Raw genomic sequence first — 21,842 nt, 5'->3', positions numbered from 1 at the left:
TGGCTCACCCGTGCTTTCGAAGGTCTGGGTTGACGTGCGCAATGGCCGAGGCGATTTCGTCCTCGGTCGGTTCAATGCCGAGGAATTCAATCAATTCGCCAATGATGCGATCTGGCTCAGCAGTCAGGTCGGCGAACTCGATCTTGAACACCGGAACCTCCGGATGCGATTCAACGAATCGATCACGATGTTCAAGAAGACTCCGCTGCAAACGTTCGCAAGACTCATCGTCGGCAGCGAACCACTGACCGGCGTGCTTGCGGGATCGATCTTGCAAACTGCGAATAGAGGCTTCAATGTCTCGGTTCACGACGATGATGCGGAGTGAATCGCCGAGTGCCGTGTGCAGATGCTCCGCGAAACGGCAGAGATGCGGATACTTCCCGCCGGCAACAGTTTTGTCACGATTGGCTTCTGACTTTCTCGTGACAACCCAAGATTTCAGTTGCTGGGTGAGTTGCTGATCACTGATCACCGGGTCTGTCGCCGGAAACCGCATGGCTTTCTCGCATAGCTGCGCAAGTCCAACGGCTTCGCCGCCGCCGGTCGCCTCGTAGCCACCGAGTTGGTTGCCCATGTGAACGCCCAGATGATGCATGACCATCGCAACACATGAAGTGCCCGCACGATGCGGCCCGAGAACAGCAAAGAATGGTGCGTCAGAATGGTCAGCGTTTCGGGCGTCGTTGAAGAACCGCGTCTGATTCCACTTGCGACCACAGATATTGGACTTGGTTGGCAATTGCCCCACCATCCAACGGTCCGGCGTATAAACCGCGATTGATTCCTTTTGAATGTTCTTGCCCTGGACCAGCGCTTCGTATCGGCGTTGAATGAAGCGACCGAGGTGATGATCGATGTGGTGTTTATGATGCCAATCGTTCCATGTCAGGTGCCGGTACAAACCTTTCATGTTCTCGCGACCGCGGACCATGAAGGCGTGAGTGCGATTGACGTTGTAGGGACGATAGACATGTTCGCTGACCTTCTGTGGCGGATGCTTGCCGGCGTAGAGGTGTTGGCCGCCTAGGTAGGCCAGACCCCAATCGGCCGGCAACTCATCGACGAATGCGGTGAAGCGTTCAGCAAAGTCGTCGGTGAATCCCGCGTCGTCTTCGAAGACTACATACGAATCGATGTGTTCGGTCAGGCACTTTTCCAAGATCAATAGGTGCGAGCGATAGCAGCCCCACGCTCCGTTGCCGGCTCGCCATTGCGGCGGTGTGGCGACGTGCCGGCCATCAATCGCTGGGAATCGCTCGGGTTCGGGCAATGGCCACGGATCGGGCAACTGTTCGAGCCATTCCCGCAGGCGATCTGTCCGGCGATCAAGGTTGATCAAAAAGCAGCGATCAACGATCGACTGTGTCTTCAAGATCGTCGTTCGGCTCGGATGGCCCTTCGGGGAACTTTTGTTCGAACTTGCGGATGGCGGTGTTGACGAGTCCGCGGGCGATTCGAGCCGTAAACCTTCCATGGGGCAGACCTCTTAATTGGGCTTCTTCAAGTAACCAGTCGACGATGGTGTCGATGTTGCGGCGACAGCCTTCCGCACCCCAGTCGTTCATCGTGTCGACCCGGGTTTCGCAGTTGCAGGTTTCGCTGGGTTTGGCGAACCAGGCCAACATGCGTTTCAGTTCGTTGCCAGGACCGGGGCGAAAACGATCGATCTTGATCGTCTCGGGTTCATCACGCTCCGGTAGATAGTTGCGAAGCAGTGACTCGAGTTCGCGCGTGTCCTGTTTGCGGCGTTTCTTGTTGACCAGCGCCATGCCGATCGTGACCAAGTTGATTGCCCTCGGGTTGTCATTGGCTTGGCAGGCGTTGCAGGCTGAAGGTGTCGTTCGAACCTTGCAGCCAGCCATTTGCCCTGCGACTTCGCAGGCGTTGTCTTGGGTCAAGTGAGGACAGTGAATCATGCGGTCATCCCTGCAACTTGACCGTCGTAGGCTCCGGAATTGCTCGGTGGCTCGCCGGGATCTTCGCAGTCGCTATCGACTAATTCCCAACCGCAGGACCAGATCCAGGTGCTGTTGCACGGTTCACTCGATCCGCTGCTATCCTCGGACGGCGGTTCACTGTCGCTGTGGCTCGGTCGTTCGGATCCTTCGCTGGATTCAGATCGGCTTTCGCTCGGGCGATCGGAACTGTGGTCGCTGCTATGGCTCGGTCGATCGGAGTCGGAAGTTGATTGATGGCTTTCTGACGGTGGTTCACTATCGCTGGCCGATGAATCACCGACGCTGGGATCATCAATGCTGTCGCTGGGGCGGTCGCTATCGGAGGCGGATTGCGATCCGCTTTCTGATTGCGATTGTGAACGGCTGTCAGACGCTGATTTGGAATCACTATCTGACTCGGATTCACTCGTTGATTGCGAGGCGGAACCGCTAAGTGAACCGGACTCGCTTTGAGATCCACTGACGGATGCCGAGCCGCTCCCCGAGTCGAACTGGCTGTAGGAATACGACTCGCTGGAGGACGATTCTCGCGAGTAGCTTGGTTCGCTTATCGATTCGCTTGTTGATTGCGAATGCGATTCACTCTCTGATTTGGATTCCGATTGGCTTGATTCCGATTTACTGTGACTGCTTGCTGAATCGGAGTAAGAACGTGAATGGCTGGGCTGAGAATACGATTCGCTTGTGGAGACACTGTGTGAGTCGCTTCCCGACTCGCTTGATGCGGACTTGGACCCAGATGACGCAGAGACCGACTCACTGACACTCGATGTCTCGCTTTCACTGGCTGAGCTGTCCGAGTCGCTATCCGAATCACTCGAGTCCGATCCCGACGAACTCGCCGACTGAGATCCGGAAGATGAGTCGGATGAGTTTGATGAGGAACTACCGGAAATCGAAGGTCCTGAGTAACTCGGCTCGCTGTAGGAGCGGCTCGAATCGCTTTCGCTTTCGGATTGGCTTGAATCGGAGTCACTACTACTTGCCGATGACGCGTTCGAATCGCTGGATGACGAATCGGAACTCGAGGCATCGGACGAATCAGACTTCGAATTGGATGATTCTGACGAGTCAGAGGATGACGCCGAGCTGTCGCTGGATGACTGGCTCGATGATTCTGAGGATTCGCTTGATGAACTCGATTCGCTGCTTTTGGACGAACTTGAATCGCTAGATGATGAGCTGCTGTCAGATGAGAACGAACTGGATGATGAGGAACTGCTGGATGACGAGCTTGATGAACTCGATGACGAACTCGAGCTGGATTTAGACGAACTACTGGAAGAGGAACTGCTGGATGAACTGGGACTTGATGATGACGAGGAGCTGCCGGATGACGACGACGAAAGCGAGCTTGATGAAGAACTGGATAGCGAGCTACTGGAACTCGACGAAAGACTACTCGAGCTGGATGATCCCAGGCTGCTCGATGAACTTTGGCTGGACGATGCGCTGCTAGAGCTACTGCTGGACGACGAGTCACTTGATGATGAACTACCCGACGAGGAGCTGCTTGACGATGAGCTGCTGCTGGAGCTCGACGATGAACTGCTGGAGCTTGAACTACTGCCATCGCAGCAACGGCACCCAATCGTGAGGTAGGCCGAGGTGTCCTCATGGAAATGGCAAACGATCTGCTGCGATGCCAAGAGCGCGTAGTCGCAGACGTTGTAGACTGAAACGTTGACACCGATCGGTCGCCACTGCGTCCCGTCAAATCGCAGCTCGCGAGCCGTGCCCCAAGATTTGGCTTTGATTCTTTTGGTTGGTTTGCAGAGTAGCGTTTGCTTGGGCGGGTCAAGCACCCACGATTGGTTGCCGTCGAAGGTGACCGATAGATACTGGTCCCCGGCACCCTCGATTGGCCCGCGGATCCGCTGGGCCGAGTGATTCCGAGCAACGATGCGGACCCGTTCGCCGTCGACATCCAACACCGGTTCGATGTTGCCGGATTGGTCTAGTCGGTGGAGATCACATGTCCCGCTGCCGGTCGTCGTCCCCTGGCGGGCGCTGATGCCGCCGACCGGAACCTTGACCAAATGTGCGATGTCGGTCGGATGACCAACCCGGACGACTGCCCACTGCAAACCGGTTTCCGTCGGATTTCGTCGCCAGAGGATCTGGGCCGAACCCTCTGGTTTGGATTCCAGATAGAAGCTCGGCGACAGTGATGCGTCGGCAAAGTCATGCCAGGTCTTGGTGATATTGACTTGAGCCGCGACAACGCCATCGAAGACGACGCGACCAATTTTGTCTTCGGCGATCGGTTCGATCGCGACGCCCACGCGACCCGTGGAAGCACTCGCTCCAGGTTTGCCAACTTTGATTGTCGCATCACGGACGAATCGAGCGAGTTCGACCGGACCATCGAGCGGGTCGGTCAGTGGCTGAACGAATCCAGCCGCGCCACCAATCGGAATCGTCTGCGTTGTGATGTTGTGAACGCGAACCGTCGCCGCGTTCTGCAGGTATGTCCGTGGTCCGCCTCCACCGGGCAACCGATTCTTGTGCAGTGCATCGGCCGCCGCCAACAGCCGGTTGTACTCGGTGGCGGTGATATTGTACTGGTCGCCGGGGCGAACTCGTCGTGTCATCAGTTGATGCCCAGCGCGTTAAAATTGCCCTCCGGATAGACTTGCTCGACGTAGGCCGCGGCCGGACGGCGTAGAACGCGATCGCCGACCACCTCTTCATCATGCCGGACCCACAAGTAGTCCCATCCCCGCTTACTGATTCCCGAGATCGCGCCGACGGACAACGCCGGTTGGTTGGGACGCGCGGCGAAGTGATAAGTGATGTCGACCCAATTCTGTTCGTCTTCGCCACCGTCGGCTCCGAGAAACAGAGCTTCGCCGGGAGCGAAAATGGACCAGTCGGTCGAGTTCGTGCGGCCAGTCATTGCCACAACGGCCAGCAAATAGGCGGTCGAAACCCACTCGAACTTCTTTCGCACCGAGAACTCGAATGCCGGTACGGTCACGTCGACGCCTTCGACACCGGAATCGCTGACGCCGATCGCGCCCTGGTAGATCGGAGCGACCTTGCCCGGTGCGGGATAGATTCCGCGGGTGCCGAGGGATTGATTGAGGTGCGTGGTTGCTCCGGTCGTGTTGAACGAGACCGGATCGAGCTTGGTCTTATTGATGGTGACGCTCACCAACGCGTGCTTGGCGTTGATGAACTCGGCGTCGATCTGCAAATACGGAATCAGGTCCGGGAAGTTGGCTTTGTAATAGCCGTAGGCGGCGCTGGCAGCCGCCGCCGGATCGACTGCGCCACCGTTGGTCGCAACATAGGCGACGAAGTCCGAATGCGATTTTCCTCGCGATGCCTTCTCGGAGAGCGCCGCGGTCTCGAAATTGTATCCGCCGGCCGAAAAGGTCATCAGCTAAACACCAAGCCTCCGGACTTCGATCGTTCGACCAACCGACGTGTGTTCTCTGCGGTCGCGATGATCGCCCGTTTCATGTCCTCCGTAATGCCATCGCCGGACGAAACGGGGAGTTGCAAGCGAGACGTGGCACCACTGAGTGCCAGGTCGAATTCGGTGAGCGACTGACGGACCGAGGCGAAAGCTTCGTTGATCGACGCAACATCCAGTGCCGGTTCGTCAGCTTCCGGCTCCACTTCTGCCAATGCCTCGACGACAGGTTTATCTTCCTCCGGAATTTTCAGCTGCGGCGCCGCGATTACCTCCTCGTCCAACGGTTCGATTGGATCCAGTTTCAGAGGTTCCAGCTTTCTCGCACTGCTGCCGAGTCCCAGTCCTCGCGAATCGAAGTTGCCTGCCGACTCGACTTGCGCCGTGCTGTCGGGACCATCCGCGAATCGATCGATTGATGCTTGAGCATCAGGATCGATTCCGAGCTTTAGATCCTTAGGGTTCGGAGGCTGCAATTCGGGATCATCGATCCCGGGGAGATCGACGGGGGGAATATCGACCTCATCAGGATTGACCAGTTCAGGCAACGCCGGCGGTTTCGGCGGCTCGGCAATGTCAGGTGGGGAACCAGGTTCATCGGTACGGTCGGATGGTGCGGTTGCATTGTTTGCACGATCAATGGCGGCCTCGAAGTCGGCTTGCGCTGCGGCAACCTTCTCGTCTCGTTTCCGCTGGCGATCGCCTAGCTCATTCGCACGTGCTGCCTCACGAGCCGCCTTGGACTCCGCCCGCATTTGGTCGAGGGTAGATTGGACGCCGGCCGTAGTGTCGTCGATCAGTTGCTGTCGTCGAGCCTGAGCCGAATCGTTTTCCCGGAACTGTTGCTGTTTCGACTGATCGACGACCGTATTCTTAGCATCGGTCTCCGCGTCGATGGCTTGCATTTCTGCATCGAGATCACGACCTTCACGGGCTTTACGCCGTGCTTCGAGTTGAGCCGCGATGCCCTTTTGCATCTCGATGCGGTTGGCTTCGATCTCCTGTTTCCGTTTCGATCGTCGCTGTTGCCGCTCAATGATTGCCTGGTTGCGACGTTGTTGCTCCGCCACCTCGGCCGCGCGGGTATCGGCGTCGATCTTGGCCATTTCGACGTCGACATTGATATCGTCGTCGAACAGAGCTTTGAGTTTGATCCAAGCCTTCTTGAGGAAGCCGACCGTCGAATTCCACATCGACTTCACCTGCCCGACAAACACGGTCCACGTGTCGGCCAGATAGTCGACCGTTTCGACCCACGCTTTCTCAACGCCGGCAAGAGCGTTGATCAGTACGCCACCGATTTGCACGGCGACGTCACCGGCGATATCGACCAGTTCATGAAGCTTGAGAAATCCCTTCTTCAAAAAACCGATCGTATTGTTCCAGCCTTTCTGGACCGCGGACGTCAGAATGGTCCAGCCGTCTGCCATGAATCCGAGCGTTTCGTTCCACACGCCCGCTAATCCAGATAGTGCACCGATCAGCACATCACCAATGGCATAGGCCGAGTCCGCCCAGACATCCGCAATGTACTGAGTGAACTCGCCCCATTTGGTTTGCAGAAAGGTCGTGCCTTTGATCCACTGCAGTTTCAGATATGACCAGAGTACGTCGGTGGCCGCGGTGATATCACCAGCCGCCAGCGCGTTGGCGATTGCACCGAAGGCGGCCAACGTTTCCGCTTTAAGGACTTCAAAGACGCTGCCCAGATACTCAATAGCCTTGCCAGCGATGCCGGTTGAATACAGGAAATAGCCACCGAGGGCCGCGATAGCAGCGACGACCAGCCCCAGCGGTGTGAACAACATCCCGACGGCACTGACAATGACGCCGATGGAGGCACCAATGAAACTAAAGATGCTGGCCAAGCCTCCAACGGCGAAGGATGCCGCGGCGGCAAACGAACCAAGCGTGAACAGTGCGGCGCCGATTCCGATGATGGCGACCGCACTTGCCGCCGCAATCTTGACAATCTTTTGATTCTTATTGATCCACTCGATCACCCCTGAAGCAGCGCGGCTAAACGCATTGACCATGTTGGTGACGCTGCCTTCGAGCGATTCACCGATTGCGATGGCGACGCCTTCGATCGAAGACTTGAGAATCCGAAATGCGCCGCCCAGACCGCCTTCCATTTCCTCGGATGTCTTCGCCGCAATCCCGCCAGCGTTCTGCAGTTCTTGGTAGAGCTCACGCGTATCAGCAACCGACTTCCCGATGGAACTGGCGGCCGTGATGCCCAGCAACCCGAAGACTTCGTTGAGCTTTTCCGCCTTCTCGGCCGTGCCCATGTTCGCGGTGGCCGCAGCGACTTCGCCCAGGATGTCGACCAGCGATCGGGCGTTTCCTTTGGCATCCTTGGTTGCCACACCGAAGACGGCTTGAAACTTCTCCGATTCCGCAGCGCTGATCGTCAGCAGGCGACGCATCGCGTTACCGGCCGATGAGCCTTGGATGCCCATGTTGCCAAGCGTTCCAAGCACCGCCAGAGTTTCTTCCAGACTCATGTTGGCATCGGCGGCCACGGGGCCGGCATAGGACAAGGCTTCGCCGAGCGACTCCACCGTGTTGAACGACTTGTTCGCCGCGGCGGTCAATCCATCGGCAACGCGAGTTGCTTCGCCGGCTTCCATGCCAAATTGCCGGATGGTGGCGGCCATGATGCCGGATGCCTGCGTGGCATCGGTGCCGGTCGCGCGAGCCATATTCATCACCGCGGCGGTCATTCTCTCGATCTGTTCCGGCTTGAAACCGGCACGACCGAGTTCCGTCATCAGGGAGGCAACTTCGCTGGCAGAGTAGCTGGTTGTTGCACCAAGCTTTTTGGCGGTACTGCGTAGCGACTCCAGCTGTGTTTCCGTCGCCTGTGTGATCGCCGCGACACCCCGCATGGCATCGTCGAAGTTGGAGAATATGGCAACGCTACCTCCCAGAGGGGCCGCCGCGGCGGTGCCGAGTCCCATGAGTTTCGTGCCGAGCAAGCGAGTTGATTGCCCGAACGATTGCAGTCGCTTTTGAGCCGATCGAAGCCCCTTCACGAACGCTGCATCCTTGGTCAGCAGTTCGACGTAGGCGGCTCCGGCTCTGACTTGCGACATGGGTGGTAAAATCTCTTCATGGACGTTCTGTCAAGACCGACCAGTCTTTGCCGTTGGTAGTGACGATCCAGAACCTTCGTTTTGATCCATTGCGGATTCTGGTGAAGCCGACCTTTTTCACGCCAAGCTTCCAAGCTTCATCGCGAATCGCATGGCACATGGCTTTCGTCACCGGCTTATCAACACCGATGACTTCCATCGTTTCGCAGTCGATCCACCGGCAAGTTGCTGACCAGTCGTAGGGATCACCGTAAACGGAGTCTGGCTTGGACCAGACGCGTAAGCATGCCGCGATCGGTTCGATATGAACTTTCATGGGTTCATGCGGGATTCAGCGGTCTCCCGAGAAGGCTTGCCAGTTGCGGCACGGTGATGGGAGCCGGCTTCGTAGTCACCCGAACCAATGGATTGAAGTCGTCGGGCTTGAAAGGTTTGCGACGGCGCCGACGATCGCGGTTGATCTCGGCAGTCAGCGCCATCACGCTTGAAGCGATGTTCCAATCATGTCGCCGACGCGCGTCGGCCATTTGGATTAGTTGGCGGAGGGTGAGCGGTCCTGGGTCGACTCCGACAATTCCGGCGAGTTCGATGACGATCCGTTCGACATCGGCACCCCGAGTTTTTGTTCCAGATCGCTGACGATCGAGTCCACCAGCGTCGGATCGTCCAGCCTCCGTTCGATCGCTTCCAGTCCCCGGGTCTCGATCATCCGCTGTTTCTCGGCCGCCTTCCGTAGAAGACGGCGACGGGACTCCGGGAAGTAGGCCACCAACGCATCAACGACCGCCTTGCAAGCTTCATCGATCGCGTCGCCCGCCAAGCCTTCAGCAAACGCTTCATCGTCAACGTCTTGCTGGTCCGCCTGCGGTTTGCAGATCGCGAACAATACGTCGCCGAGCAGCAATGGATCGGTTGCCAGCCGATTGATCAAATCGCCATCGATCGCATCGAGCAAGCGAACGTCGGTGAGTGTTTTTACGCGGCGAAGCGTCGTGTTGTCGATATCGACGATCCAAACCCGGCCGCGGCGATCAATGAATTTCTGCATGTGTGTATTGAGTTGAAGAGTTCGGAGCGAGTAAGCAGAGCCGAAGTGCGATTGCGATGCTTAGGTAACGACCGGGACGTTGATTCCGCCACCGGTTGCCGATTGGGTAGGTTTAAGCGTCACGTCTGCCGAGACCACCTCTTCAAGGTTTTGGTTGACATTGAAGTTCATGACTTCGCAGGTCAGCGTGAGAGAACCACCGGCATCACTGATATCGACGTCGCAGGGTGTGCCGCTGCTCCACAGTCCCTGCAGCATGCCGAACGAGGTATCGCCGTTTTTGTTGAGCACGGTGAACTCGATCGAGGCATCCTTCAGCGTCCCCACGGTGGCCCGCCAACCGTTGTTGGCTCGCGTTGATGCATCCGCCTCGGCCTTCTCAAGATTGACGGTCAGGTCTTTGACGTTCTTGATCTCGGCACCATCGATGGTAAGGACGGCGTCGAGACCGAGGACTACTTCTGCTGACATATTGATTCTCGCGAGTTACTTCACACTGTCACGCCAAAACTTGGGCAAGCGTGACTGATTGGCTTCGAGGGCGGGCCGCATAAATGGGCGTTTGGGATAGCGACGCGGCTTTGAAGCGCCGCGCCTCTCGTTTTCTGCTTCGATCAGTCGGGTGGCACGGTTGGCTTGGGCTCCGGTCAGCAACCTCGTCCGAGCAAACGTGCCCGGCCGGATGACTCGGATCGGACCGTGCTGGCCAACCCGGAAGCGATGGCGTTTGAGTTTGCGGCGTTTGTGGGAAACGCCACCGAACTCGTGCAGGTTCCAAAGTCGGCCAGCAATCTCGTTGACCGGCCCAACGACGGCTTCTTCGCGATCGCGATTTACCTCGTAGCGAATCACGCGACGAAGCATGCCGGTCTGCGTGTGAGGTGGCGATCCGGGGCTGGACGGTTTCTTACGTTTGCGGATCGACCGTTTGGCAGTCAGTCGAATCGTTCCGGCCGCGTGCCCGAGCGATCGAAAGTTGGCGGCCTGGACCTTCTTTTGAAGCTGGGCGTGGTTGAATCGGACACGTGTCCGGATCTGGATCACTTCGCCAATTCAAAGGTGAGCGTCAGCAGACTGGTGAATTGGTTCAGTTGCGTCCAGTGTTCGACCGAGTACAGCACCGCGTTTTCGACTTTCACGCATCGGGCGGCGACGAACGAGTTGAGTCGCTTGAGGCGGAAGTAGTCGGCCAATTCCTCGACGAAGAAGACGAGTGGGTCGATCTCTTTGGCGTCGCCTTTGGAAAACTTCTTCTGGACCGCCACGTCGATCGTGGCATGAAATTTGTTGCTGGCTCGGTCAAGCGGTAAGTACTCCACTTCGCGCGGCACCACGGTGACTCGCAATTCCTTCATGTCCTCGAGATCGAAGTTGGGAACGTAGAGTCGTTGGGCCGCCAGATTCGTTTTGCTGAAGTCGCCGGCGTTGATTTCGGCGACAACGCTCTCGGCGATTTGTATGATGGTGGCGGGAGTCGCGGTCATGAAAGGGTATCGACCAGTTTGGTGTGGATGCGGAGTTTGACCCGAAAGGGATCGCTGTATCGCCACGGCGGTTCATTGCCGATTGACATCAACTCGTAAACGAACGTCGTATCACCGTCCGTTTCAAGAATGCGGTCACCACGGCGAGGCCAGGTGCCGATGTCGCTGCTGAGCAGGTCTTTGGAATTGATCAAAAAGTCACGGACTTGAGCGCGGGTGATAATCCCTTCGCCGTCGTCCTGCTCGTATTCCGACTTTCCGATCGTGGCCGCCAACTCGACGGATAGCTCGTCGCGTTGATAAGTCACCAATCGTGATGCGTGCTTGGTCAGATTGTCCGACAGCCAGGCTTGACCACGCTGCAGCAGGTCGCTCACGATTTGGAAGACCGTGATGTGGTTGCGGGCTTCGACTTGAGCAGCGTCGCTGCCTTCTCGCCCAACTCTTCACGCCACGCGTCGTCGGCCCGCCTTTGATATTCGTCGGCAATCGCCTCGGCTTCTTCGTTGAGCTGTTGTTGCCGGAAGTTGGTCGGCCGGACGAACGGCTGGGTGAAGTTGAGATTGTTACCATCTCGGTCGCGTTTCTTTGTCGGCAGCAAGGCCACGGCAACGAGCACCAGGACGACAACAGTTGCAATTCCAAGAATCATGAGCCTTACATGCCTCGCTTGATGAGAATGAATCCGAGCAGAATGACCGCGACGACAATCAACGCGAGCGTCGCCAATTCGCCAGCACCTGCCCAAATCAGGGCTTTTCGGCCGTCGGAATCACGGTCAAACAGTGGCTCGCGATCACGGTCTCGATCGAAGGGCCGCCATGTGGGCTCGGTCGGTTCGATCGGACAATAGCCGTCTGGGCAATCTTCGGGAGAGAGTTGGAGCGTTGGCGAGATTGCTGAGTCCCAGGAATAGCCACGCGACTTGAGGGCACCAGTCTTCTGAGCTTGCCGCGTTTGCTGATAGAGTTCGTAGCCGTAACGCAGATCGTCATAGAGTTCTGCCGGAGTCGATGGCAACATCGTGTAGCCAGCCGCGTGAACATGACCGCCGCTTGAATCCTGGAAAAGAACGACAGGGAACTGGCTGGCGGGAACGATGTCGGCAAAGCGGGTCTTGTAGAGAGCGTTGCTCTGGGTGTAAACCTGGAACTCGCAGCTTTGCCGGAGTTTCGAGAGCTTGGCATCCTCATTGAACCAGTCCAGCAACTGCTGGCTCCTTGCGTCATTGCCGACGAACAAAGCGATCTGGTATCGTTTCGACGTAGTCTCGGGAACCGCGCTACCGCTTGGATTGGAGGGCGTGACAATGATCGGCGCCGGCACGGTGGGCGCAGGCACGGTCGACGGCGTGGGAGTGGATGGCTTAACGGCCGGCCTGGTGGGAACGACGCGATACGGTCGAATCGTGGGCCGAACAACCGGTGGACAAGACGGCGGGCAATAGCCAGATTGCTGTTTGAGTTCGCCTTGAGCTTCCAGGTTCACCTGAGCCGGTTCGGGCAGCTTTTCGATTTGCCGTCCAACTTGTGGAGTCGGCCGCGCTGTCGGTAGTTGCCACTCGTCTTTCGGCTGTGGCTTGGGTGTCCGATGCAGCGCAGAGAATACTGCACCGAGCAGGACCGCATGCAGCACCGCGACAACGATCAGGCCGACGCTCAGCCGGATCCGAATTTCATCCTTCATATTTCACGTTGCTCCAAGCAGAAAAAGTGTATTGCCGATCGTTGGTTGCACGACGCTCGACTTAATACGCACCGTCGAGAATTTCGTAACTTCGGTAGGGCAAGGAACTGGCCGGGTCTTCCATGACGGTCAGGGCAAATCCGCCGTAGCCCGCCCAGAGTCGTACGAATTGTTCTCGCGGGGTGAGTTCAAACCTGCCGGGATAGTTGTTGTCAAGAATCGCGGCGTACTGTTGACCGTTGCGTTCGACCCAGCCGACGAAGGTGCAACAGTGAGCCGGCTTCCACCACAGAATCGCGCCGCGACGCGTTGCATTGGCCCAGTCCAGAAACCTCGGGTCGGCTTTGACCGTGTAGCTGTAGTCGATGTCGGCAGCATCGAGTCGGTTTCGCAGCCGCGTGTCCCACTCGCCATCGCTGTAGGTCGCGCGCCAGCGTTCGCCAAGCTCGTATTCGTTGAGCCAACGCAGGTGATTGACCAGCGACGCATGGACGCAGCTGCCTTGATTCAGCCGGCCAGTCCAGTTGCGTTGGTGCAGCTGCGGCGGAAGATTGGCGACAGGTCGTTCCGCCGGTGGTGCAGGTAGAGGACGGACCCGTACTGACTGCTCCGGCAAACATCCCGTCAGGAGTAGAAGCAAAAATGCAGCGGCAATCGCATGCTGAAAACCTTTCACTCGGCTTTCCTCTTCAATGGGCTCGAGGACTATTGCGTCAGCAGAACGCGAACGTAAGAACTGCCCGGGGCCGCCGGCAAAATCGACTTACCAAGCAGCGGGTGTTCGCTGGCCGTCTTGACCACATGCCAACTGACGGTCGACCAATAAAGTCGCGTACCGACGGCGATGTCGGTCGACGGATCTTTCAAAACGTCAAAGACACCGCGGACAGCGATCGCGCCGGTACGACCTGCGGCAACGAAGAATCTGCTAACACCAACAAGTTCCTCCAATACAACGATCGAACCGGCGGGCACGTCCGCAGCAGGGACGAAGTCAACGGTCGATCCGTTGTGCAGGAAGGCTGCGGGCATCGCGTGTCAGCGTCCTATCGCTATTGGCTCAGCCGGACACGCACGCTTTCATCGCCGGCTGCAGCCGCCAACACCGCCTTGCCGAGTAGCTTGTTTCCGGTCGCTGTCGTCTGCGGCTCATTGCTTCCGTCAACGTAAACCTTTTGGCCGGCGGTGAAGGCAACCGCAGCGACAGGATCTTTGGGCACGTCAAAAACACCCTCAACGGCAATCGATCCGAGCGTGTCCGCTTTGATTGCACGCCGGGTAATGCCGACAAGATCGCCCTGCACCACGATCTCTCCTGTTGCAAGGTCGGCGACGGGTGTGTGATCGATGGCCGATCCATCGTGAACAAACTCTGCTGCAGACATAGGAACCTCAAATAAATTTAATCGCGTAATTTGCTACTTCGGGAAAGACAAGGCCGCCAGGGATTACGCTTCGCCGGTGACTTTCACCGCTGCGCGGTGGTCTTGGCTGTTGACGCCGAAGTCGATGTAGGAGCGGAAGCCCATGCCGAGCGTGTTCGGCGGCATCTCGACACGTTCGATCACCGGCGTGCGGCGGCCGTTGAGGAACACGATCTCGAACGCCGGCAGGACTCGCGGATTGGCGAACAGATACCAGGCTGTGCTAGACGCACCTTGGTAGTACGAGTCCGACAGATGCGGCGTTGAAATGATGCGGTATTTGTTGCGGTGCGGGTTGTCGACCGGAATTTTGGTCGGGGACCCTTGCGCGTCGATCATCAGCTGGGCCGAGCCCATCAACAGTTCCGCTTCGGTTTCCAGTTCGACCGGCACAACCAGGTACTCGGGACGAATGTTGATCGGCTTCTGGTCTTTCGGCTTGCCGCCCGGGCCAGCCTTCTGCTTGCGGAAGGTCGTCTTGGCAACGGTGAGGCTGTCTGGCCCGAACTTGGTGTCGACCCCTTCCAGCAAGTTCGCGTTACCCGACGAGAAGAAGCCAGAATTCTTCAGCAGCAGCGTGAAGAACAGGTCATCGATCGACTCAGCGCCGCTACGTCCCATTTGGCGTGGGATGTCCATGAAAGCGTTGAGATCATCGTTGATGATGTCGTGCCGAGTCAGTGTGAGGATCTGACCGTAGGTGTCGGCCTTGTTCGTGAACTTCTGGTCCGACAGTTTGCCATGCTTCAACTCGCCGTCGGGAGCAACCTGTTCAAAGCCGCCGGTGCCAAGCAAGCGATAGCGTGACACCTCTTTGAAGTCGGAGACGGTGCCGACACTGCAAAGATCGAAAGCGGCAATCGGAGTGTTCTGGTAAGCCGCGAGCAACGTCTTGTTCATGACGTTTTCCATGATGCTCGGCAGGCTCATGGATGAGAAACCGGCGCGGATGGTTTCGGTGCCGTCGCCGAAGACGCGCGGCACATCAATGCCTTCGCTGCGAGCACACTCAGCGACCAATTCCTTCAGTCCAATGTGGCGGAGTGGGTTGGCGGCTTCGAGTGTTCGCTCGCCATAGCTGGCGAGCAGTGTCTTTTCGTCGATACCAACCGACAAACAAGCGGCCGCTTCGAGGACTTCGCGGTTGTATCTTGGCGAGTGTTGCGATTGATCGGGAGCTTTGGGGCGTTCGCTGCGTAACACGGTGAGCTCCGTTTTCGTGACCGACCAGCCTTGCTCGATCGCGTCGGCTTCGATGGTGGGATGCTTGTCGCCGCAGAGTTTGCGAATGCCGGCGATACGACGTGATTCGGCGGCGGCCTCGGCACGCATCTGTTCGACGGCCGAAAGCGATTGAGATTGTGGTTTGGCTTTCGGCTTCGTGGTCATTTCGAGACTCGCGTTGACAGGTTCGAGGTTGACGGCGGTTTCGTCATCGCCGGTTTCCGGATCGTCCTCATCGGCTTGGCCGGCGGCAACGCGAGCTTCGGTGTTGTCGTCAGCACCGAGAGCGACAAAGGAGACTTCGCCAAGGGTGGACTTGCGAGCAATGTAGAGTGGGCCGTTGTGATCACGCCCATTGGCTTTGGCTGTTTTGCCTTCTGGAATGAAGACAACCTTGTCGGCACTGGCTCCGAGCGACGCCTGCCAAGGGAAACCGTTTTCACTGGTTGCAATCACTTCCTGAGCCGTCGCGCCGACTCCCGAGATGACACCTGCAACCTCAAGTGATCGATCGCTGATCTTGATGTCGTCGGTGTGACCGACGATTGCTCCTCGGTCATGGTCTTTCAGAATCGGGCGTGACTTTCGAGTCACACGGAGACCAGCCAAGTCAACGACAACTGGATAAGGCCAACCGCCCAATCTCATCGCGCCGCCTGTGTAAGCCACCATCGAAAACTTGCGAAGCGCCGGCTTGTCGTCGCCTTCGATCGGCGGATCAGCCGCTGCGAGCGTGATCGTCGCGGCATCATCGCAGACGATACGCAGCGAACTGGGGACGGATTCGGCTTCCGCTTCAAGCGGTTTGGGGTTCAGCGTCTTCGGCATGGTCTTCCGTGACTTCGGGTTCGGATGAAGAATCAGTTTCGGACTCGATCGTCAGACCGAGGTCACGCATCTGGGCGATTTCCTTCGCACGTTGTTTGAGTTCCGTCTCCCAGTCACGCCCCTGCCGCGCAAATTCGATAGCCAGAGTTGTCGTATGACTGGCGAGACGGATCTTTTGGGCATTGGCTTCTTTGGCGGGATCGACATGTTCGTGTCCGTCCCAGAACCATTGGTGCTCGAACGTGGAGTCGAGCGTGCGAAGCGAATTGGGCAGATAGCCCTCGATGAGAATGGCTTCGCGAAGCCAAGCGTGCAGGATGCGGTCGAGCACCACGCGAGCGAGTTGCGACTGCTCGACACGAATCGATTTGAAATAGGTTTGATGGTCGAGTCGCCCGCTGGCGTAGTTGTAGCCCGACGAATTCCCAGCAGCGACATTGAACGGCATGTTCAAGCAACGCGCGATCTCGTTGAGGATTTCTTTCTTGAACTCCGCGTATGTGGTCGATGGCTGCTCACTCTTCATTTGAGCCATCTTCCATCCGCCGGGCATCGTCAGCAGCATCCGTTTTTCAAGCTCGATCGGCTCAAAGGGTTCGGCCGCATCTGCTTCGCCATTCGCGGGTGCATCCGTGTAGAGAATGCCAGCGAATTCAGCTGCCGTTTCCGCTGCGGCGAGCACCGCAAGGGTGAATCGTCTCAGTTGTGCGAAAAGTGGTAATGCCGGCGTGATGTCTGGGATGCCGCGAATCTGTCCGGGGCGATCGCAGCGATAATAGTGGACGACGTCGGCGGCCGGCACCGTGTCGTATTCATCATCAAGGATAAAGAAGCCATCGCCTGGATGGTTCTTCAAGACGTCGTATGTGATCGGATTGCCGTCGGCGTCGAATTGGATGCCATCGAGGTAGCGACGTGTGTCGGGTGCGAGCGTCGGCGAAGCAACTTGATCGGCTTCGATCAGACGCAGATCCAGATTCACCGGAGTCTCCAGTCGCCCATTGCTCGTAAGCAACCCGAACGATTCACCATCTGCGACCCGAGCCAATCGCATGGTTCGCAGCTTTTCCGAAAGACCGACCGCTTCGCACCAAGCGAAGAACTCTGCCTCGACAAACCGATTCGCCGCATCATCTGCGGTGAGCATCTGCAGTCGCGGTCCGGTACCAACGACATCGTTGGCGAGTGTCAGTGTGATACCACGTGCGTAGCTGTTGTTGGCGACTTCGTAGCGCGATCGATTGCGAAGTGTTCGTCGGACATCGGGACTGTTCGCTGCGGAGGCTGACAGTCCGTCAGCTCGCGACCAATGTTTGAGATTGTCGAGTGTCGTGTTTGCTGCGTCGTATTTGGCACGCAGGCGAGAAAAGAAGGGCTGCCGGGGCGAGCGTCCAGAGGCGACGGAGCGATGGAGTCCTCCGCCGCGCAATTGCTCGATGATCCCTGACAAACGTTTCAGCATCCGTGCTGTTTCCTGTTGCCGTCCCCGGCAGCCCTTGTGGATGGGAGATCGAAAGAACGATCAGCCAGCCGCCGGCGGCACGATCTTGTTAAAGCGAAGCCCACGATGCGGCTTGGCAACGGCATTTTTGCCGGCGAGATGTTTGTCCGCCGCAATCTGATCGGTCAGCTTGTGCTGTTCCACCGACCCAGCATCACCCGAAGCCTTCGCCGGCCCCGAGGCGTTCTCACGAATCTCATCTTGAAGGTCATCCGCCACAGAAGTCTCACTAGGAAAGACATGTTTCTTCTGCGAATACACCTACCCGGTTGAATCCCTTGCCGACGATGTTGTCCTAAGATTTTCGGGACCTAACAGCATTCCCACACGCATTGGGAACTATAAAAACCGCACAGCGACGGATCATCCGAATGCGTACGAGAGCGTTAAACGCCTTGCCGCCTCCACTACTCGCGTCCAAAATCATGGTCTCAACACAAATTCAACTTGTTCCGAGACATGTCAGATGAAAGTCATCGTAGATCTGTGCGTCGTTCCAATGGGCGTGGGCGTTTCTGTCAGCAAATACGTCGCTGAATGCCAGAATGTGCTTCAGGAAGCAGGACTGGAGCACCAACTTCATGCGTACGGAACCAACATCGAAGGCGATTGGGACGAAGTGTTCGCCGCAATCAAGCTTTGCCACGAACTTGTTCACGCGATGGGCGCACCGCGAATCACGACTAGCATCAAAGTTGGTACGCGCACGGATCGGGAACAATCGATGCAGGAAAAGATCGACAGTGTCGCATTAATGTGAAAGCCACACTCTGGAAACGGCGTTTTCAGATTTTCGAGAATAGGGTACGACGCGTGTCCCCCGGAGTCGGCCGCCGGAGCTCAGTAGGGCCAATAAACTTTAACCCTTCGGTCTCGTTAATCTCAGAAGTTGTTTCGGTCTTGAAGAAGGCACCAGCTGCAGGTCTTCGCTTGGCAGCATGACGAGATCCACCGCGATACAATGTTTTCTCTAAACCTAAAACCATCGATCTTCCGTATGATCACGCATGACGCCGGAATCGCACGCACGGCACACAAAGGTGTCAGTCGGGACTTCGCGCTGCAGGTCTCTTTGGCGCACCTGAAGAACCAGCGTTTTCAGAAGATCGACTACATTACCTTCAGCATTGCCCACATAGGCGCAGGCCGCATTGCAGGTTTCGACTTTCCCTTATCGCCAGTGGATGAGCAGTTCGAAATCGTACGCGTCGTTGAAGAGCGGCTCACAGCGATCAAACAATGTGAAAAAATACTTGAAAGTGAACCTTCGCCGATCAAACCAACTGTGGCAGACGATCCTTAAGTCAGCTTTCTGTGACCATTTGCCTGAAACAGGATGCATGTCAAACGCCGCAACGCAAGTTGTTTGCAAATTGAGAGATTAAGAAATGAGATTATTACCGTCCGACCCTGATATTCAGACCATTGTTGGTCGTATCAGGCATGGAGACATTGACCTTCAACCGGACTTCCAACGAGGTGAAGTCTGGAGCGTTATCAAACAGCAAAAGCTGGTGGATAGCGTGCTTCGTGATTGGCATGTACCGCCAATCCACCTTGTTGAGCATTTTGGCAGTAAGAAAACCGACGTTCTGGACGGTCAACAACGACTCGTGGCGATATGCGATTTTGTAGACGGCCACTTTCCGGTCAACGGCCACACGGAACCATACGATGAGCGAATAGCATCGTTAGACGGATTGACGTACGACCAACTGCCCCCGGATAGTCGGCGACAATTCGGGCAATTCACAATTCGCATGTTTCGGATCGTTGATTTCCTGCCGGATGAACCTGCCGAGTTGTTCTTTCGGTTGAATCAGGCCGTTGCGCTGACGTCTGCCGAACAACGAAACGCATTCTTTGGCCCCGTACGCGACCAAGTTAAGGAAATCGTAGATCTGTTTGCTGGTGCACCAATTGGATTTAGCAACTCAAGAATGTCTTACGACGACGTCGTAGCGAAACTCTGCCTTAGTGTTGAATGGCGAACAATCCGAGAGAAAATGTCTAGCGGCCAACTTGCTGACAAGTATAGGTCAAGAGAGCCGTTTTCTGCTGAAACGATGGATCGCAGCGCTCTTGGTGTCAGGTGTTTTGCCAGGAGCGCAGAGAACTGGGGGTCAAAGGTGAAGCTAAACAAGGCAACGCTCTATAGCTGGTTTTGGCTATCTGTGAACTCAGCAGTCTATGATGAACCAGCAACTATCGAATTACTGTCAGAGAGTGTTCCGATGGTCGAATCGTTCCGTCGGATTAAGCTTGAAGAGCTACCACATTCCATCGAAACTGCCAAAGGAACAACGTTACCTTTAGACAAGTTCTTTCCGCTTGTACAGATGTACTACGATCGCAGTTCTTCGCGCGTATCTGATGTTTCGTCTGTGGTGGGTCGCGACTTTTTTCTCTGGCTCAACCTTTCAATCGTGTCGAGCAGCAGGTGCATAAAGTTCAATCATCCGGCATTCACGGACCTTGAGGGCCACTTAAAGGAGTATCTCGCCGACGAGGAATCCGACACGAGTGATCTGCTGCACGCGCTACTTGAGGAAAGCGAATGGGGGCATTTAGCGTGAAACGCATACGTGCCTCTGACCACTGGAGACGCGTCGTCGCGCCCAGGAACAACAGGCCATTGCGCCTGATTTCACTTGAGTATTCTGGTTTGCTCGGTCTTGGCGACGGGAAAATTCCGCTGCATCCAGTGTTAACCGTAATTTGTGGCGCGAACGGCGTCGGCAAATCAACTCTCTTGACTGCATGTCGTCTATGCATTGATTTTGAGAACGCGGCAACTCGGTCAAAATCTCGTCATGGTTCCTGCAAGATCGAGCTATCGCTCGCTGTATCAAATGGAAATCAGCACAATTTCAAATTGGACACGGGGATTCATACCAAGCCAGATGACATTGAGTTTCCGGTCTACCGAATTGATGCGGGTGAGGAATGGTTTAGGATCAAGAACCTCGTGCGAAACGAAGAAAACTGGCAAGAAGTTTTGGACGCAGTCGACCCGCGTGTCTTAAATCCAGGAGACCTAAATCGTCTATCGTATCTCACGCAAAAGACCTACTCAGAGTGTCTTGTTTATGAGATTGAGGATTTTGCTGGCCTACCTACGTTTCCTTACGTTGAGGTAAAAGTCAACGGAACGCAGTACAAGTTTGAGGAAATGGGAGCAGGCGAAGGTGCTCTATTCTTGATGTGGTGGCATTTTGATCGTATCCAACATCCTTGCGTTGTCCTTCTAGAAGAGCCCGAAACACATACAACCGGGCATTCTCAACGAGCACTAATGGATTGTCTGGCGGAGCAATGTGAATCACGAGTATGCAGTATCGTAACAACACACTCTACCGAAATAATTTCTCATGTACCTAAAGAGTGTTTGCGTTTGTTTGTGAGGAATGGAAACAACGTAGACGTAACACAGTCGCCGAATAATTCTCTTCTTGGCATGACACTCGGAGTAGATGTCAGAGCTGAACTGCTTGTCCTAGTAGAAGACCGATGTGCTCGAGAGCTGGGCAAAGAGATTCTGAGGCGATATCGACCGGATGTGTTAAGCAACGTCGTTTTCAAAGATGTCGGCTCAAACGATGTCGTGTGTGCGAATGGAAAAGTGTTTCCGCCCGTTGAATTCTTAAATATCCTTTGCCTCTTGGATGGAAATGAACGGGGGAATTTTGACATTTTGGACGGTGTGAAGCGTCCGGTGGAGTTTCTGCCATCGAACCTCGCGCCAGAGGAGTTCTTGTGGCAGTATTGCGAATCAAAGAAAGCCCAGATCGCCGAAGCACTCGATTCGGATGCAGCGACTGTCAACGCCATCCTCGCGTCAATTAACGGCTTCGATCACCACGACTGGTTTTGCGATTTGGCCTCGCGACTCGGGATCAGCTACGAACGACTGTTAGCTGTGTTACTCAGGATTATCGTCAGCGTAGAAGCTGAGATTGCCGAAGCGTGTCAGGAGCTTGCGGATGGTATAGCTCTTCATGTGAAATCGAATTAATGCCTGATCCCAAAAAGATCGTCGACAAAACTTGGAACTTGGTCCCTGTCCTGCGTGATTATGGCCAAGTTTTTTCGTGGCCGAGGTTCCTTCGTTTGATGCAGATTTCAACGTGCGAGAACTCGCGTATGCGAACTGACCGACGCGACTCC

Annotated in this window: 25 protein-coding genes; 7 read left to right on the top strand and 18 right to left on the bottom strand. The window is 56.2% G+C overall.

Annotated features, from left to right (window positions below; translation table 11 throughout):
• Positions 1–4: 4 nt before the first annotated feature.
• Complete coding sequence (locus Mal15_RS31050; RefSeq protein ID WP_233903131.1) at positions 5–1,375, bottom strand: glycosyltransferase family 25 protein; 1,371 nt, start codon at positions 1,373–1,375, stop codon at positions 5–7.
• Positions 1,353–1,919 carry a hypothetical protein gene (locus Mal15_RS31045; protein WP_147871313.1) on the bottom strand — a complete coding sequence of 189 codons (567 nt, stop codon included), beginning with the start codon at positions 1,917–1,919 and terminating at the stop codon, positions 1,353–1,355. The genes Mal15_RS31050 and Mal15_RS31045 overlap by 23 nt, the downstream gene beginning before the upstream one ends.
• Positions 1,920–2,645: 726 nt before the next feature.
• On the opposite strand from Mal15_RS31045, the gene Mal15_RS34315 reads away from it, so the two are divergent.
• The 3 genes from Mal15_RS34315 to Mal15_RS31035 all read left to right on the top strand — a co-directional run bounded on the left by Mal15_RS34315 (position 2,646) and on the right by Mal15_RS31035 (position 4,594).
• A complete protein-coding gene (locus Mal15_RS34315; RefSeq protein ID WP_167547163.1) occupies positions 2,646–2,810 on the top strand; it encodes a hypothetical protein in 165 nt (54 codons plus the stop codon).
• Positions 2,811–3,014: 204 nt separating this feature from the next.
• Complete coding sequence (locus Mal15_RS31040; RefSeq protein ID WP_147871312.1) at positions 3,015–3,563, top strand: hypothetical protein; 549 nt, start codon at positions 3,015–3,017, stop codon at positions 3,561–3,563.
• A 584-nt stretch (positions 3,564–4,147) separates the two neighbouring features.
• A complete protein-coding gene (locus Mal15_RS31035) occupies positions 4,148–4,594 on the top strand; it encodes a hypothetical protein (RefSeq protein WP_147871311.1) in 447 nt (148 codons plus the stop codon).
• On the opposite strand, the gene Mal15_RS31030 is transcribed toward Mal15_RS31035, so the two are convergent.
• From Mal15_RS31030 to Mal15_RS30955, 16 genes are all read right to left on the bottom strand, one after another.
• Positions 4,555–5,346: a hypothetical protein gene (locus Mal15_RS31030; RefSeq protein ID WP_147871310.1), complete on the bottom strand. Its 792-nt coding sequence runs from the start codon at positions 5,344–5,346 to the stop codon at positions 4,555–4,557. The two genes, Mal15_RS31035 and Mal15_RS31030, sit on opposite strands and share 40 nt — an antisense overlap.
• Positions 5,346–8,480, bottom strand: a complete 3,135-nt coding sequence (locus Mal15_RS31025) for a phage tail tape measure protein (RefSeq protein WP_147871309.1) — start codon at positions 8,478–8,480, stop codon at positions 5,346–5,348. The genes Mal15_RS31030 and Mal15_RS31025 overlap by 1 nt, the downstream gene beginning before the upstream one ends.
• Before the next feature lie 16 nt (positions 8,481–8,496).
• Positions 8,497–8,679: a hypothetical protein gene (locus Mal15_RS31020; RefSeq protein ID WP_147871308.1), complete on the bottom strand. Its 183-nt coding sequence runs from the start codon at positions 8,677–8,679 to the stop codon at positions 8,497–8,499.
• A 333-nt stretch (positions 8,680–9,012) separates the two neighbouring features.
• Positions 9,013–9,528, bottom strand: a complete 516-nt coding sequence (locus Mal15_RS31015) for a hypothetical protein (protein ID WP_147871307.1) — start codon at positions 9,526–9,528, stop codon at positions 9,013–9,015.
• Positions 9,529–9,588: 60 nt separating this feature from the next.
• Positions 9,589–9,999, bottom strand: a complete 411-nt coding sequence (locus Mal15_RS31010; protein WP_145215412.1) for a hypothetical protein — start codon at positions 9,997–9,999, stop codon at positions 9,589–9,591.
• Positions 10,000–10,014: 15 nt separating this feature from the next.
• Positions 10,015–10,572, bottom strand: a complete 558-nt coding sequence (locus Mal15_RS31005; protein WP_147871306.1) for a hypothetical protein — start codon at positions 10,570–10,572, stop codon at positions 10,015–10,017.
• Positions 10,569–11,012: a hypothetical protein gene (locus tag Mal15_RS31000; protein ID WP_147871305.1), complete on the bottom strand. Its 444-nt coding sequence runs from the start codon at positions 11,010–11,012 to the stop codon at positions 10,569–10,571. The genes Mal15_RS31005 and Mal15_RS31000 overlap by 4 nt, the downstream gene beginning before the upstream one ends.
• The gene (locus Mal15_RS30995) at positions 11,009–11,389 is read right to left on the bottom strand and encodes a hypothetical protein (RefSeq protein ID WP_147871304.1); all 381 of its coding nucleotides are present in this window, start codon (positions 11,387–11,389) and stop codon (positions 11,009–11,011) included. Before Mal15_RS30995 ends, Mal15_RS31000 begins: the two co-directional genes overlap by 4 nt.
• Positions 11,386–11,619, bottom strand: coding sequence for a hypothetical protein (locus tag Mal15_RS30990; protein ID WP_147871303.1), 234 nt, complete (start codon positions 11,617–11,619; stop codon positions 11,386–11,388). The genes Mal15_RS30995 and Mal15_RS30990 overlap by 4 nt, the downstream gene beginning before the upstream one ends.
• A gap of 50 nt (positions 11,620–11,669) precedes the next feature.
• Positions 11,670–12,698, bottom strand: coding sequence for a hypothetical protein (locus tag Mal15_RS30985; protein ID WP_147871302.1), 1,029 nt, complete (start codon positions 12,696–12,698; stop codon positions 11,670–11,672).
• Between the two features lie 61 nt (positions 12,699–12,759).
• Positions 12,760–13,374 carry a hypothetical protein gene (locus Mal15_RS30980; protein ID WP_147871301.1) on the bottom strand — a complete coding sequence of 205 codons (615 nt, stop codon included), beginning with the start codon at positions 13,372–13,374 and terminating at the stop codon, positions 12,760–12,762.
• Between the two features lie 29 nt (positions 13,375–13,403).
• Complete coding sequence (locus Mal15_RS30975; RefSeq protein WP_147871300.1) at positions 13,404–13,730, bottom strand: DUF2190 family protein; 327 nt, start codon at positions 13,728–13,730, stop codon at positions 13,404–13,406.
• A gap of 20 nt (positions 13,731–13,750) precedes the next feature.
• A complete protein-coding gene (locus tag Mal15_RS30970) occupies positions 13,751–14,083 on the bottom strand; it encodes a DUF2190 family protein (RefSeq protein WP_147871299.1) in 333 nt (110 codons plus the stop codon).
• A 63-nt stretch (positions 14,084–14,146) separates the two neighbouring features.
• A complete protein-coding gene (locus Mal15_RS30965; RefSeq protein ID WP_147871298.1) occupies positions 14,147–16,174 on the bottom strand; it encodes a phage major capsid protein in 2,028 nt (675 codons plus the stop codon).
• The gene (locus tag Mal15_RS30960) at positions 16,143–17,636 is read right to left on the bottom strand and encodes a phage portal protein (protein WP_147871297.1); all 1,494 of its coding nucleotides are present in this window, start codon (positions 17,634–17,636) and stop codon (positions 16,143–16,145) included. Before Mal15_RS30960 ends, Mal15_RS30965 begins: the two co-directional genes overlap by 32 nt.
• Positions 17,637–17,696: 60 nt before the next feature.
• Positions 17,697–17,936, bottom strand: coding sequence for a hypothetical protein (locus Mal15_RS30955; protein WP_233903130.1), 240 nt, complete (start codon positions 17,934–17,936; stop codon positions 17,697–17,699).
• 205 nt (positions 17,937–18,141) lie between these two features.
• Here Mal15_RS30955 and Mal15_RS30950 point away from each other — a divergent pair, with 205 nt between their 5' ends.
• The 4 genes from Mal15_RS30950 (at position 18,142) to Mal15_RS30935 (ending at position 21,690) form a co-directional block, all read left to right on the top strand.
• A complete protein-coding gene (locus Mal15_RS30950; protein ID WP_147871296.1) occupies positions 18,142–18,435 on the top strand; it encodes an MTH1187 family thiamine-binding protein in 294 nt (97 codons plus the stop codon).
• A gap of 237 nt (positions 18,436–18,672) precedes the next feature.
• On the top strand, positions 18,673–18,978 hold the full coding sequence (locus tag Mal15_RS30945) for a restriction endonuclease subunit S domain-containing protein (RefSeq protein WP_147871295.1): 306 nt from the start codon (positions 18,673–18,675) through the stop codon (positions 18,976–18,978).
• Positions 18,979–19,063: 85 nt separating this feature from the next.
• A complete protein-coding gene (locus tag Mal15_RS30940; protein ID WP_147871294.1) occupies positions 19,064–20,251 on the top strand; it encodes a DUF262 domain-containing protein in 1,188 nt (395 codons plus the stop codon).
• Between the two features lie 59 nt (positions 20,252–20,310).
• On the top strand, positions 20,311–21,690 hold the full coding sequence (locus Mal15_RS30935) for an ATP-dependent nuclease (protein ID WP_167547162.1): 1,380 nt from the start codon (positions 20,311–20,313) through the stop codon (positions 21,688–21,690).
• Positions 21,691–21,842: the final 152 nt, after the last annotated feature.

Origin of the sequence: Stieleria maiorica (assembly GCF_008035925.1) — a bacterium.
GTDB lineage: Bacteria > Planctomycetota > Planctomycetia > Pirellulales > Pirellulaceae > Stieleria > Stieleria maiorica.
This window is presented reverse-complemented; position numbering and strand designations above follow the sequence as displayed.